Source organism: Gemmobacter aquaticus (genome assembly GCF_007859075.1).
Classification (GTDB): domain Bacteria; phylum Pseudomonadota; class Alphaproteobacteria; order Rhodobacterales; family Rhodobacteraceae; genus Gemmobacter; species Gemmobacter aquaticus.
Map to the genome: position 1 here is coordinate 98,578 of NZ_VOAK01000025.1, position 13,650 is coordinate 112,227.

Consider the following 13,650-nt stretch of genomic DNA (forward strand, 5'->3'; position numbering starts at 1 on the left):
GTCGGTATGGCCGTGGGCATACCACCAAAGAAGGGGGGGCAGGTCCCGCGGGCGCGCTTGCCAGACGATGCGCCACTGGCAAGAGTGACTACAGCAGGGAGGACAGGGGGGCAATGCAGCAGTCGGCAGCGAGCAACGCAGCAGCCCTTGCGGTCGTCGGGGTCAGTCACCGCTTCGGATCAGTCGAGGCGTTGCGCGATGTGTCGCTGACGGTGCCGCAGGGATCGTTCTGCGCGCTTCTGGGGGTAAACGGGGCTGGCAAGTCCACGCTGTTCTCGCTGATCACCCGGCTTTACGACAGCACCTCGGGGCGGATCGAGGTCGCGGGGTACGACGCCCGCCGTGCGTCGCGGCAGGCGCTGGCCCGGATCGGCGTGGTCTTTCAATCGCGTGCGCTGGATGGCGATCTGACGTTGACGCAGAACCTCGCCTATCACGCGGCATTGCACGGGATCGGCGGCGCTGCGGCCCGTGCCCGCGTGGCCGAGGTGCTGGCGCTGGTGGGTCTGCATGATCGGGCGGCGGCGCGCGTCTCGACCCTATCAGGTGGGCAGAAACGCAGGGCCGAGATTGCGCGCGCATTGTTGCACCGACCCCAGCTTCTTCTTCTCGATGAGGCGACGGCCGGGCTTGATGTGCGCGCCCGTGCCGATGTCATGACGCTGGTGCGCGGACTGATCGCGACGCAAGGCGTATCCTGCCTTTGGGCCACGCATATTCTGGACGAGATCCTGCCCGCCGATCATGTCGTCGTGCTGCATCGTGGCCGGGTTCTGGCGGATACGACGGCCGCCGTGATTTCAGCGGGCCAGACGCTGGCCGAGGCCTTTCTGCAGTTGACCGGCCTGCCCGAGGGCGCGGCATGAGCGGATGGGTCATCGCCTTTGGCGGCATCCTGCGGCGCGAGGTTCTGCGCTTTGCCCGGCAGCGCGAACGGTTTCTGGCAGCACTTGTTCGACCGCTTGTCTGGCTGTTCATCTTTGCAGCCGGGTTCCGGTCGGTGCTGGGCCTGTCGATCACGCCGCCCTACAAGACCTACATCCTCTACGAGATCTACGTCACGCCCGGTCTCTGCGGGATGATCCTGCTGTTTGCGGGCATGCAATCCTCGCTTTCAATGGTTTATGACCGCGAGACGGGGGCCATGCGCAGTCTGCTTGTCAGCCCCTTTCCGCGCTGGTTCCTGCTGGGGTCCAAACTGGTGGCAGCGGTCATGGTTGCGGTGCTGCAGGTCTATGCCTTTCTGCTGATCGCATTGATCTGGGGCATCCGGCCGCCGCTTGTCGGGTTCGTCGCGGTCTTGCCTGCGCTGGTGCTGGCCGGGGTGATGCTTGGGGCACTGGGGCTGCTCATCTCGTCGGCGATACGGCAGCTTGAGAACTTTGCGGGAGTGATGAACTTTGTCATCTTCCCGATGTTTTTTGCCTCAAGCGCGCTTTACCCGCTGTGGCGGATGAAGGAATCGAGCCTGCTTCTGTATCACATCTGCCGGATCAACCCCTTTACCCATGCAGTAGAGTTGATCCGCTTTGCGCTTTACGGGCAGCTTTCAATGCTGTCGCTGGCGGTCACGGCGGGGTGCGCGGTCGTCTTCTTTGCCGCGACCGTGGTCATGTATGACCCCGCCAAAGGCCTTTGGCGGGGCAAGCGCGTTGCGGGTTAGATCACGGGCGTGACCAGTGCCGGCAGTCCATCAATCTCGACCTTGACCACCTGCCCCCGCTGCACGCGGCCCACGCCCGCAGGTGTGCCGGTGTAGATCAGATCGCCCGGTGCCAGCGTGACCATACGCGACAGCGCGGCGATAATCTCGGTGACCGGCCAGATCATGTCCGCAAGACCCGCGTCCTGCCGAAGCTCGCCATCGACCGACAGCCGAATGTTGCCCTGTGCCAGGTTGACAACCTGTGCGACGGGCACCAGCACGCCGCAGGCTGCCGAATGGTCAAAGCCCTTGGCCATGTCCCAGGGGCGCCCCAACTTCTTGGCTGCGGCTTGCAGGTCGCGGCGGGTGAAATCGTTCCCGGCGGCATAGCCCCAGACGTGGGTAAGAGCATCCGCCGCAGGGATGTTTGCTCCGCCAAGGCCAAGTGCCACCACCAGTTCGGCCTCGAAATGCAGGTCATCGGTCATGGGCGGATAGGGAAGGCTCCCACCGTCGGTCAACAGGGCGTCGGCTGGCTTGGAAAAGAAGAAGGGTGGCTCGCGGTCGGGATCATGGCCCATCTCGCGGGCATGTTCGGCATAGTTGCGCCCCACGCAATAGATGCGCCGAACGGCAAAGCGGTCGGCCGAGCCCGCGATGGGCAGACTCGGCGTGGAAGCAGGCGGCAGCACATAGGCCATGGGATCAATCCTTCAGGTCGGGCCGGGGGGCGAGTTCGGGGGCAGAACAGGAGCCAGAATCTCGTCGGCTGCGAATAGACCGACCAGATCGCAAGAGAGCAGATAGGCCGTATCTGGTGCACCGTCCGGAACCGTCTGCAGGTCATCGCGCAGTCCGCGCAGAAAGCGGCGATGCGCGATCCAGATCTCCTCGGCCTGATCACGCGTGACTGCCGCAAAGCGCAGCGCAGAACCGGTGGGCATCTGCGCGAGGCGCGCAAGATCAGCGCCGATGACGGTGGCGATCTTGGGGTAGCCGCCGGTCGTCTGTGCCTCGGCCATCAGAACGATGGGCTGGCCCGACCCCGGCACCTGAATCGCCCCGGGAACCGTGCCGTCCGAGACGATGTCGTGCCCCTCGATGGCGGGCAGGCGGGGGCCGTCCAGCACCATCGCCATACGGTCGCGCTGGGAGCTGACAGTGAAGCTTTCGTTCAAGAGCCGTGCCAGAACCTCGGACGCAAAACGCTGATGCTGCGGGCCGAGGACGATACGGACTGGCCCTGCGCCTGATGAAACGCGGGGCGTCGCCGCGCGCAATGGGGGAAGGGCGTCTGCTGCAGGGCCAAGTGGCAGCACATCACCCTCGATCAACCGTCGCCCGCCAAGCCCGCCCAAACCGCTGCGCAGATGGGTGCTGCGGGCGCCCAGGACCGGTGGGCTGACGATCCCGCCTGCAATCCCCAGATACCCCCAGACGGCATCGCGCAAGGCGCCGATGAACAGCGTCTCACCCGGCATAAGCCTGTGGCTTTCGCCTGCGGCGATGGGGCGGTCGTCGATGCGCAGATCACAGTCACCGCCCGTGACGGCCACAAGCGCCGGGCGCGTCACATGAAACCGCCCGCCCAGACCGGCGAATTCGAGAACCGCCGCAGTGTCGGGGTTGTGACTCAGCGCATTGGCCAGCTGCATCGCAGGTGGGTCCATGGGGCCAGCGGCCGAGACCCCGAAACGGCGCAGGCCGGGGCGGCCGGGGTCCTGAACGCTCAGCAGCGGCCCGGCGGCCAGAACCCTCAGCGTCATGGGGCGACCTCGGGTTCGACGACGCTCTCGCCAGCCTGAACGCGGCGGGCCAGATCGGCGGCGGTCCCGGCATCCACCGGGGCAAAGCGCACGCGGTCGCCCGCCGTGAAAAGGAACGGCTGATCGCGGCGCAGATCGAACAGGCGCAGCGGTGTCCAGCCGATGTAGCGCCACCCCGAGGGGCCGGGCACCGAGTTGACGCTGGCCTGCTCCCCCCCAATGCCGATGGCCCCTGCGGCAACCAACTGGCGCGGTGTGGCGAGGCGGGGTGTGTGCAGCACCGCGGGCAGGCCGCCCAGATAGGCAAATCCCGGCGCGAAGCCGATCATGTAGACGCGATATTCGGCACTGGCATGTAGCGCGATGACCTCTGCAGGCGCCATGCCCTTGAGGCGGGCAAGATCGTCCAGATCCTGCCCCACCTCGCCACCATAGAGCACCGGCACTCGCCAGAGGCGGCCCGGTGCGGGGGCGTCGTCCAATGCGGCGTGCAGCGCATGCATGGCGGCCTCTACCGCCGCACCGCGAATGATCTCGGGGTCATAGCGCACCATCAAGGCGCGATATGTCGGCACCAGTTCCAGAATGCCCGCGATCGCGGCATCCTCCACCGCTTTCGCCAGCGCGATGACGCGGGCATTGGTCGTGGCGTCGATCCGCTCGCCCAACTGAAAGCTGAGCGCCTGATCGCCGCAGGGAAGGACGGTCGGGGTCATCTGCGCCTGCGCCTTTGGTCGCCACGATCTTGGCGCGGGCAGCAAGCGGGCGCAACCACCCGTTATTCGAAGGCGCAGCCAGCCTTGATGCCAAAGGCCTTGAAGATCCGCGCCGCCGGGCAGAAACCGGTGAACGAAGCCTGAATCAGGTTCAGCCCGATAAAGACGGTGAACCAGACAAAGAGCGGCGAGACATAGGCGGTCAGCACGACGGACAGCAGCACCATTGCGCCGGCAAACAGCATCACGGAACGATCGAGGGTCATGGTCGTTTTCCTTTCATAAAAGGCCGGGGCAGACCGCCCGCCCCGGCAGATGGGGCCGGGCGGGGGATCACCCGGTCGTTGTTTCCTTCAGCTTGTCGATCCCAAGGGCCTTGAGGGCGAGGCTTTCATAGAACGGCTCCGATGTGCCCGCCTTCAGCTTGCGCAGGAAGTATTTCTCGAACCCGATCTTCGCGAGGTGGACCCATTTGCCCGAGGATGACCAGTTGACGTTGCGCGGCGGGATCTGGGGTTGCGCCACGAAGGCCACGCCCCCGTCACCGAAATCGGCAAGGCAGACCGCGTTCCAGGTTCCGACACGGTCAGGTGCCTGACCCCGCAGCAGGTTTCCGATATTGTGTGCCGTGGCTGTGACCATGGATTCGATCATGAACCCGGTCTTGGGCACACCGCAGGGCACGGGCGTAGGCCCCATGGGCGGGATTGCGACGCAGACCCCAACGGCGAAGATATTGGGGAAGGCGGGGCTTTGCTGGTGCTTGTCGACGATGGTGAAGCCGCGCGGATTGCTCAGCCCTTCGATTCCCGACACCGGCTTGATGCCCCGGAAGGCCGGCAGCATCATCGAGAAGGCGAAGGGCAGGTCCTTCTCGGCTTTCACGCTCCCATCCTCGGCAATCTCTTCGACGATCATATGCCCGTCCTCGACACGTTTCATGCGGGTCGAGGTCATCCACTTGATGTGCTTGGCGCGCATCTCGGATTCCAGAAGGCTTTTGGTATCGCCCACGCCATCAAGGCCAAGGTGGCCGATATAGGGTTCGGGCGTGACGAAGGTCATCGGCACGCGGTCACGGATGCGGGCCTTGCGCAGCGCGGTTTCAAGGATGAACAGAAACTCGTAGGCCGGGCCAAAGCAGCTTGCGCCCTGTGCGGCGCCTATGATGACGGGGCCGGGGTTCTTCAAGAGCCGCTCATACACCTCGCGCGCCTGTTCGGCATGATCGATATGGCAGATCGACTGGGTAAAACCGCCATGCGGGCCCAGCCCCTCGATCTCGTCAAAGGCAAGCTCTGGCCCGGTGGCGATGACCAGATAGTCATAGCTGACTGACTGCCCATCGACCAGCTGGATGCGGTTTTCTGCAGGCAGAAGCTTCTCGGCGGCGGTTGCGATGAAGTTGATGCCTTTCTTCGCCATGGTCGGAGCCAGATCGACGGTGATCTCGTCGCGCGCACGCCAGCCCACGGCAATCCAGGGGTTCGACGGCACGAAATGGTATTTCGGGTCCTTGGTGACGACGGTGATGCGGTCTTCGCTTCGAATCTTGTCCTTCAACTCATAGGCCATGATGGCCCCGCCAAGCCCTGCTCCGAGAACGACGATATGCGCCATGATCTTTCCTCCCTCTGGGTGCCCGCCTGACACTCCCATTGCCGGCAGACGGTTGCAGTCGACCCGCCGCCCGAGCGGCGACGGGCGATGTCGTCAGGTGCGGAACACCCGGTAGATCGCGGGGATCACCAGAACCGTCAGCAGGGTCGAGGTGATGAGCCCGAACAGAAGCGAGATCGCCAGACCCTGAAAGATCGGGTCGGCCAGAATGACGACCGCCCCGATCATCGCGGCCACGGCGGTCAGGAAGATGGGCCGGAAGCGAATGGTGCCCGCCCGCAAGAGCGTCTCGACCGTCACGGCGCCTTCGTGGCGGATGAAGTCCACCAGCAGGATCGAGTTGCGCACGATGATGCCCGCCAGCGCGATGAAGCCGATCATCGACGTGGCCGAGAAGGGGGCATCGAACAGCCAGTGCCCTGCCATGATGCCAAGGAACGTCAGCGGAATCGGCGTCAGGATGACGAGAGGCAGCTTGAACGATCCGAACTGCGCCACCACAAGGATGTAGATGCCCAGAAGGGCGATGCCGAAGGCCGCGCCCATGTCGCGGAAGGTGACCCATGTCACCTCCCATTCGCCATCCCACAGAAGTGTGGTCTGCGTCTCGTCATCGGGCTGGCCATGCAGCGCGATCACCGGCGCACCCTCTTGCCCCTTGAGCGCATCGGCCACGGCAAGCATGCCATAAAGCGGGGCCTCGAAATCGCCGGCCAATTCGGCCGTGACCATCTCGGCCGCCCGGCCATTATGGCGGAATATCGGGTGCGAGGCCGTCTCCTCGCGGATCTCGACGACATCGCCCAGCTCCACCACGCCGCGGGCGCCCGGCAGGGTATTGGCCGGGATCGGCGTCGTCAGGAACCGCTCGTCCAGGACACGGTCACCCTTGGGGCGCTGGATCATCAATGGGATTGGATAGCGCCCCTCGCCGCGGTGCGAATAGCCAACGGTCTGTCCGCTGTTCAGCAACGCGAGCGTGTCGAACACATCCGCCTCTTGCACCCCGAAGAACTCCAGATCGTTGGTCGAGATCGTCGCGCGCAGGCGCCGGGCGGGCTCGCCATAGCTGTTGTCGACATCGACGATGAACGGCACCGATCGGAAGGCGGCCTCGACCTGCGCGGCAGCCGCGCGGCGCGCTGCCGGGTCGGGGCCATAGATCTCGGCCAGCAGGGTCGAGATCACTGGAGGACCGGGCGGCGGTTCAACGACCTTGAGGCTGGTTCCTTCCGGTACCGGCACGGCGCGGATGCGTTCGCGGATATCCAGCGCGATATCATGGCTGGTGCGGTCGCGGTCGGTCTTGGGGCTGAGATTGATCGCAACCTCTCCCAACTGCGCCTCCTTGCGCAGATAGGTGTGGCGGACAAGGCCGTTGAAGTTGAAAGGCGCCGCCGCCCCGGCATGGGTCTGCACCGAGGTCACCTCGGGCAGGTCGAGGACGATCCTGGCAATATCCTGCGCCACACGGTCAGTGGCCTCTGTTGCGGCCCCCTCAGGCAGGTCGATCATCACCGAAAGCTCTGACTTGTTGTCGAAAGGCAGAAGCTTGACCGTCACGTCCTTGGTGTAGAGCAGGCCGAGTGAGCCGAAGGACAGAACGATCGTGACCAGAAGGAACACGAGGCTGCGGCGGCGCGTGGCCAACAGCGGCTCGGCCACGGCGTGGTAGGCGCGCTCCATCCAGCCGCCAGCGTGTTCACCACTGCCCTCAGCGCCATGTGCGATCGGGGCCTTGCCGGCGATCTTGACCATCAGCCAAGGCGTGATGATGACGGCGACGAAGAAGGAAAAGATCATTGCCGCGCTGGCATTGGCGGGGATGGGCGACATGTAGGGCCCCATCATGCCCGAGACGAAAAGCATAGGGAGCAGGGCCGCCACCACGGTCAGCGTGGCGACGATGGTGGGGTTACCCACCTCGTCAACGGCGTCGATTGCGGCGCTGGCACGCTCCCGCCCGTCGCGCATTGCCCAATGACGCGCGATGTTCTCGATCACCACGATGGCGTCATCCACCAGAATGCCGATCGAGAAGATCAGTGCGAAGAGGCTGACCCGGTTTAGTGTGTAGCCCATGATCCAGGCCGCAAAGAGCGTCAGCAGGATCGTCACCGGAATGACGATGGCCACCACCAGCGACTCGCGCCAGCCAATCGCCAGAAGCACGAGGCCGATGATCGACACCGTTGCCAGCCCCAGATGGAACAGCAGTTCGTTGGCCTTTTCATTGGCCGTCTCGCCGTAGTCGCGGGTGATGGTCAGCTGCACGCTATCGGGGATCAGGTGTTGCTCAAGCGCCTCGATCCGGTGCAGTGCCGCCTCGGCCACGACCACGGCATTGGCGCCCGCACGCTTGGCCACGGCCAAGGTGACGGCAGGGCTGCGGTGGATCTCTCCACCCTCGCTGCGTTCAAGATGCGAGACGATCTGGCCGCCGGTATCGGGCACGAAGCTCACATCTGCCACATCGGAGACATAGACCGGGCGACCGTCGCGCGTGGTCAGCAGCAGGCTTGCGATCTCGGCAGGCGCGGTCAGTGTCTCGCCGGCGACAAGTGCGATCTCTTGGCCGCTGTCCCGCAGCGTTCCGGTGTTCAGGACGCGGTTCGCCTGACTGACCTTGCCGGCAAGCTGTTGCAGGGTCACGCCATAAAGCGCCAGCCGATCAGGATCGGGTGCGATGCGAATGGCCTCTGTTGTCTCTCCGACCAGATAGGTCAGCCCGACGTTTTCGGTCTTGGCAACCTCTACCTGCAGGGCGCGTGCGATGCGGGTCAGGTCATTGGCGGCAACCTGCTGGCCCGGCCGGGCCGACAGGGTTACCGACAGGATCGCCACATCGTCGATGCCGCGCCCGATGATCAGGGGTTCGGGGATGCCGACGGGAATACGATCGAGATTGGCGCGCACCTTGTCATGCACGCGCAGGATCGCGTCCTCGGCTTTGGTGCCGACCTCGAACCTCGCCATGACCATCGCGGAATCGTCGCGGGTGTTGGAATAGACGTGCTCGACGCCGTTGATGCCCTTGACGATCACCTCAAGCGGCTCGGTCACCAGCTTGACCGCATCCTCGGCCTTCAGGCCCTGCGCCTGTACATGGATGTCCACCATCGGGACGGATATCTGCGGCTCTTCCTCGCGCGGGAGAGCACCAAGAGCAACCAGCCCCGCAGCAAGCGCGGCAAGGATCAGAAGCGGCGTCAGGGACGAGGCAATGAAGGCCTGCGTAAGCCGCCCCGCGATGCCCAGGGGTTTCTTGGTCAGCTCACTCATGGGCCGCGCCCCCGGTCGCGTCTCCGGTCGCGCCGACAGGTGGGGCCTCGGTCAGGACGCGGTCACCAGCGGCGAGCCCGGACAGGATCTCGACCCGCGTGCCGGATTCTGTGGTTTCGCGCTGTCCGGGGACGACCGAGCGCAAGACCGGGCCACCGGGCGTATCGAGCGCCACGAAATCAAGCCCGCTGCGCGTGGTGATCGCGGTTTCGGGCACCATCAGCGCTTGACGCTCGGACACCGGAAGGCGAACCAGAACGCGCAGGTCGACAAATCGGTCGGGCAGGTCGGTCACCTCGACATCGGCGATCACCCGACCGTTCTCGATCAGCGGATAGATGCGGGCGAGCTTGCCCGAGGCCTCGGCCGAGCCATCATCGATATAGATCGTGTCGCCTTCTTTCATCTGCGTGGCATGGCGTTCGGGAACCGCAAGGCGCAGGAACGTGCCGCCCGAGCTGAGCGTGGCGACCGTCTCGCCCGGCATGACGACCGCACCCTGCGCGACCGGCACGTCGAGCACGCGGCCCGCGGCGGGGGCGAGAACCTGCCCTTCGGTCTGGCTTTGCCGGATCACCTCGGCCTGCGCATCCAGCGCGGCGATCTGACCCTTGAGCACATCGACCTGCGTACGCAGCGCATCAAGCCTCTGAACGGTGGTCACGCCCTGCTTGAGCAACTCTTGCCCCCGCTTCAGCTCGGCCTCGGCATTGCCAAGCTGTGCGGTGGTGGCGTCGAGTTGGGCCCGAAGGGCGGTGATCTGGAAGCCGAGTTTCTCGTCGACGATACGTGCCATCGGCTGTCCGGCGCTGACGATATCACCTTCGCTGACGGTCAGTTCCGTCAGGGTGCCGCCGATCCGGGCACGGGCTGGAACGCGGTCGCGCGCCTCTATGCGACCATAGACGGCCTTCCACTCGGTCATTGGTTCGGGCGCAAGCTCGATCACCTCGGCCGGTGCGAGTGCGGGGGCCAGCCCCACGAACAGGACAGAGAGCAAGAGACGGCGCATGGCGAATCCTTTCCTTTGCATTAACATATTCCTAACTATGCATATGTAAAGGCCGCTGACTCGTTTTTTCCTGCCCGTGACTTTGGCAGGCGGCAGCGGATGTCAAACCATGACCCCAGTCAGGGATTCTGGATATGACACAAGTCAAGAAGCCGCCCCGACGGGGCGGCTTCTGAAGCATCGATGGCCAACGGTGGAGGTGGATCAGCCTGCCGCAATCGTCGCGGCTACGGCCCGTTTCCATCGGTCATAGCGGGCGTCGCGGTCAGCCTGGGGCATGCTGGGTACAAACTGGCGATCCAGCGCCCATTGCGCTGAAAACTCTGCCGGAGGGGGGCAGATGCCCGCCTGAAGCCCCGCAAGGTAGGCCGCACCAAGCGCCGTGGTCTCGGTGACCTGCGGTCGGTCCACGGGGGCGCCAAGGATATCGGCAAGGAACTGCATGGCCCAGTCACTGGCCGCCATCCCGCCATCGACACGCAGCACACCCTCGGCAGGGGCGGACCAATCCGCGCGCATTGCCTCGAGCAGATCGCGCGTCTGGTATCCTACGCTTTCCAGAGCGGCGCGGGCAAACTCGGCAGGCCCCGAATTGCGTGTAAGACCGAAGATCGCCCCCCGGCAGTCCGGTCGCCAATAGGGTGCGCCAAGCCCAACAAAGGCCGGCACGAGGATCAGGTTCTGTCCCGGATCGGCAGCCTCGGCCAGGGGTTGAGATTCGCTCGCGCTTCGGATGACCTTGAGCCCGTCGCGCAACCACTGCACCACCGCGCCCGCGATGAAGATAGAGCCTTCCAGCGCGTAGGTCGTCTCACCGTTCAGGCGATAGGCGATGGTGGTCAGCAACCGGTTCCGTGACGGCACCATCTCAGCCCCGGTGTTGAGCAGCGCAAAGCAGCCGGTGCCGTAGGTAGACTTCATCATGCCGGGGCGGAAACAGGCCTGCCCCACGGTCGCGGCCTGCTGATCCCCCGCAACGCCAAGGATCGGGATCTCTCGTCCAAAGAGATCTGCGCGCGTCACACCGAAATCGGCGGCGCAGTCACGCACCTCGGGCAGAAGTGCCATGGGAACATCGAGTAGGGCGCAGATCTCGGGGTCCCAGCGGTTCTGGGCGATGTTGTAAAGCAGGGTGCGCGCGGCGTTCGTGGCGTCGGTTGCGTGAACGCGGCCGCCCGTCAGGTTCCAGATCAGCCAGCTGTCCACCGTGCCGAAGGCAAGCTCGCCCCGCGCGGCGCGGGCGCGGGCATCGGGGATGTGATCAAGCAGCCACTTCAGCTTCGTGCCCGAGAAATAGGGATCGAGCAGCAGCCCGGTGCGTGCGGTGACCATTGCCTCATGCCCGGCCTCTTTCAGCGTGGCGCAAAGATCGGCGGTTCGGCGATCCTGCCAGACGATCGCGCGGTGCAGCGGCTGGCCAGTCGCCCGGTCCCAGAGGAGCGTCGTCTCGCGCTGGTTGGTGATCCCGATCGCGGCAATATCAGCGGCGCCAAGCCCGGCCTTCTCGATCGCCGCACGGGCGGTCGCCGCAACGGTTGCCCAAAGGTCCATCGGTTCGTGCTCCACCCAGCCAGAGGCAGGATAGTGCTGGGGAAACTCCTCTTGCGCCGTGGCAACGACACGCAGGCCCGCGTCGAAAATAATCGCACGCGACGAGGTGGTTCCCTGATCGATGGCAAGGATATGGGTCATGGTGGTTCCGGAACTGCTTCAACCTGACAAAAATACCCTTGGTTCCGCCGACGTCGCCGCAAGGGTGCTTGGATCAGGTTGAAGGGGGCGGCGCGCCGCCCCCCTCCGATCCTTGCTTATTGCCAGGATTTGATCAGCTCGTCATAGGCGATCGTCTCGCCTTGCGGCTTTTCGTTTTCCAGCTTGGCCACCGGCGCGCCGGGAGCGTCGAGCCATTCCTGCGGGTCCTTCTCTTCGTTCATCTTCGGACCAAGATCGCCCTGAACGCCGGATTTTTCCAGACGGATCAGTACTTTCTCTTGCTCGGCGCAGAGGCTGTCCAGCGCTTCCTGCGGGGTCTTGGCGCCCGACATCGCGTCGCCAATATTCTGCCACCACAACTGGGCCAGCTTCGGATAGTCCGGGATATTGGTGCCGGTAGGCGACCATTGCACCCGTGCGGGCGAGCGGTAGAACTCGACCAGTCCACCCAGTTTCGGCGCGCGCTCGGTAAAGCTTTCGTGCTGGATCGTCGACTCGCGGATGAAGGTCAACCCGACGTGGGCCTTCTTCACATCGACGGTTTTCGAGGTGACGAACTGGGCATAGAGCCAAGCTGCCTGCGCGCGATCAACCGGGGTCGATTGCATCAGCGTCCAGGAACCGGCGTCCTGATAACCGATCTTGGTGCCTTCACTCCAATAGGCGCCGTGAGGCGAGGGGGCCATGCGCCATTTCGGCGTGCCATCCTCGTTCATCACCGGGGTTCCGGGGGCGACGGATGCGGCAGTGAAGGCGGTGTACCAGAACATCTGCTGGGCGATTGCACCCTGTGCCGGAACCGGGCCGGCCTCGCTAAAGGTCATGCCCTGAGCTTCCGGAGGCGCGTATTTCTGCAGCCATTCGATCGCCTTGGTCACAGCATAGACCGCCGCAGCATCGTTGGTTGCACCGCCGCGCGCCACGCAGGAACCGACGGGACGCGAGTTCTCGTCCACGCGAACGCCCCATTCATCAACCGGCAGGCCGTTCGGCTCTCCCTTGTCGCCCATGCCGGCCATCGACATCCAGGCGTCGGTATAGCGCCAGCCAAGCGAGGGGTCCTTCTTGCCGTAGTCCATGTTGCCATAGACCGAGGTCGGCCCGCCCATGTAGGACATATCGCGGCCTGTGAAGAATTCGGCGATGTCCTCATAGGCCGACCAGTTCACCGGAACGCCCAGATCGTAGCCATACTTGGCCTTGAAGTCGTCTTTGGTCTTCTGATCGTTGAACCAGTCGTAGCGGAACCAGTAGAGGTTGGCGAACTGTTGGTCAGGCAACTGATACAGTTTGCCATCCGGCCCGGTGGTGAACTTGATGCCGATGAAGTCAGCAAGATCCAGTCCGGGGTTGGTGACAGCGGCACCGTCGCCGGCCATCCAGTCGGTCAGGTTGCGGGCCTGCTGATAGCGCCAGTGGGTGCCGATCAGGTCGGAGTCGTTGATGTAGCCATCATAGATATTCTCGCCGGTCTGCATCTGGGTCTGCAGTTTCTCGACGACGTCGCCTTCGCCGATCAGGTCATGGGTGACCTTGATGCCGGTAATCGCGGTAAAGGCGGGTGCAAGCACCTTGGATTCGTAGGAATGGGTGTCGATGGTTTCCGATACCACCTTGATTTCCATGCCCGCATACGGTTTTGCCGCATCGATGAACCACTGCATCTCGGCTTCCTGTTCGGCCCGGCTAAGGGACGAGAGATCGCCGATCTCGGCGTCGAGGAAGGCCTTCGCCGCCTCGATGTCGGCGAAGGCCGGCATGCCTGTGGCCATCAGCGCAAGCGCCATGGCTGTTGCAGTTGCTTTCATTCTCATGTTTTCCTCCCAAGGAAAGTGAACGTCTGTTCCTTATTGCCAGGGCCGGGGCCTCCATCCCCGCCCGCTGGCGTCGTTGGTC

General features: G+C 64.3%; 11 protein-coding genes. 2 read left to right on the forward strand and 9 right to left on the reverse strand.

The annotated features are described in order from the left end of the window. The first annotated feature begins 113 nt into the window (after nucleotides 1-113). Complete coding sequence (locus FQU74_RS17330; protein WP_146287738.1) at nucleotides 114-866, forward strand: ATP-binding cassette domain-containing protein; 753 nt, start codon at nucleotides 114-116, stop codon at nucleotides 864-866. After that, nucleotides 863-1,663, forward strand: a complete 801-nt coding sequence (locus FQU74_RS17335; protein ID WP_146287739.1) for an ABC transporter permease — start codon at nucleotides 863-865, stop codon at nucleotides 1,661-1,663. Before FQU74_RS17330 ends, FQU74_RS17335 begins: the two co-directional genes overlap by 4 nt. On the opposite strand, the gene FQU74_RS17340 is transcribed toward FQU74_RS17335, so the two are convergent. The 9 genes from FQU74_RS17340 to FQU74_RS17380 form a co-directional block, all read right to left on the reverse strand. After that, on the reverse strand, nucleotides 1,660-2,346 hold the full coding sequence (locus tag FQU74_RS17340) for a fumarylacetoacetate hydrolase family protein (protein ID WP_146287740.1): 687 nt from the start codon (nucleotides 2,344-2,346) through the stop codon (nucleotides 1,660-1,662). The two genes, FQU74_RS17335 and FQU74_RS17340, sit on opposite strands and share 4 nt — an antisense overlap. 12 nt (nucleotides 2,347-2,358) lie before the next feature. Further along, nucleotides 2,359-3,411 carry a 5-oxoprolinase subunit C family protein gene (locus FQU74_RS17345; protein ID WP_146287741.1) on the reverse strand — a complete coding sequence of 351 codons (1,053 nt, stop codon included), beginning with the start codon at nucleotides 3,409-3,411 and terminating at the stop codon, nucleotides 2,359-2,361. Next, nucleotides 3,408-4,127, reverse strand: coding sequence for a 5-oxoprolinase subunit PxpB (gene pxpB, locus FQU74_RS17350; protein ID WP_146287742.1), 720 nt, complete (start codon nucleotides 4,125-4,127; stop codon nucleotides 3,408-3,410). Before pxpB ends, FQU74_RS17345 begins: the two co-directional genes overlap by 4 nt. A 62-nt stretch (nucleotides 4,128-4,189) precedes the next feature. Beyond that, on the reverse strand, nucleotides 4,190-4,393 hold the full coding sequence (locus tag FQU74_RS17355) for a YgaP family membrane protein (RefSeq protein ID WP_146287743.1): 204 nt from the start codon (nucleotides 4,391-4,393) through the stop codon (nucleotides 4,190-4,192). A gap of 67 nt (nucleotides 4,394-4,460) precedes the next feature. Then, entirely contained in the window at nucleotides 4,461-5,747 is a 1,287-nt protein-coding gene (locus FQU74_RS17360) for an NAD(P)/FAD-dependent oxidoreductase (protein ID WP_146287744.1), read from the reverse strand. 93 nt (nucleotides 5,748-5,840) lie between these two features. Next, nucleotides 5,841-9,029, reverse strand: coding sequence for an efflux RND transporter permease subunit (locus FQU74_RS17365; protein ID WP_146287745.1), 3,189 nt, complete (start codon nucleotides 9,027-9,029; stop codon nucleotides 5,841-5,843). Then, on the reverse strand, nucleotides 9,022-10,041 hold the full coding sequence (locus FQU74_RS17370) for an efflux RND transporter periplasmic adaptor subunit (protein ID WP_146287746.1): 1,020 nt from the start codon (nucleotides 10,039-10,041) through the stop codon (nucleotides 9,022-9,024). Before FQU74_RS17370 ends, FQU74_RS17365 begins: the two co-directional genes overlap by 8 nt. A 204-nt stretch (nucleotides 10,042-10,245) precedes the next feature. Beyond that, complete coding sequence (glpK, locus tag FQU74_RS17375) at nucleotides 10,246-11,733, reverse strand: glycerol kinase GlpK (RefSeq protein WP_146287747.1); 1,488 nt, start codon at nucleotides 11,731-11,733, stop codon at nucleotides 10,246-10,248. A 116-nt stretch (nucleotides 11,734-11,849) separates the two neighbouring features. Then, nucleotides 11,850-13,568 (reverse strand): ABC transporter substrate-binding protein, encoded by a 1,719-nt coding sequence (locus FQU74_RS17380; RefSeq protein WP_146287748.1) that lies wholly within the window; start codon nucleotides 13,566-13,568, stop codon nucleotides 11,850-11,852. Nucleotides 13,569-13,650: the final 82 nt, after the last annotated feature.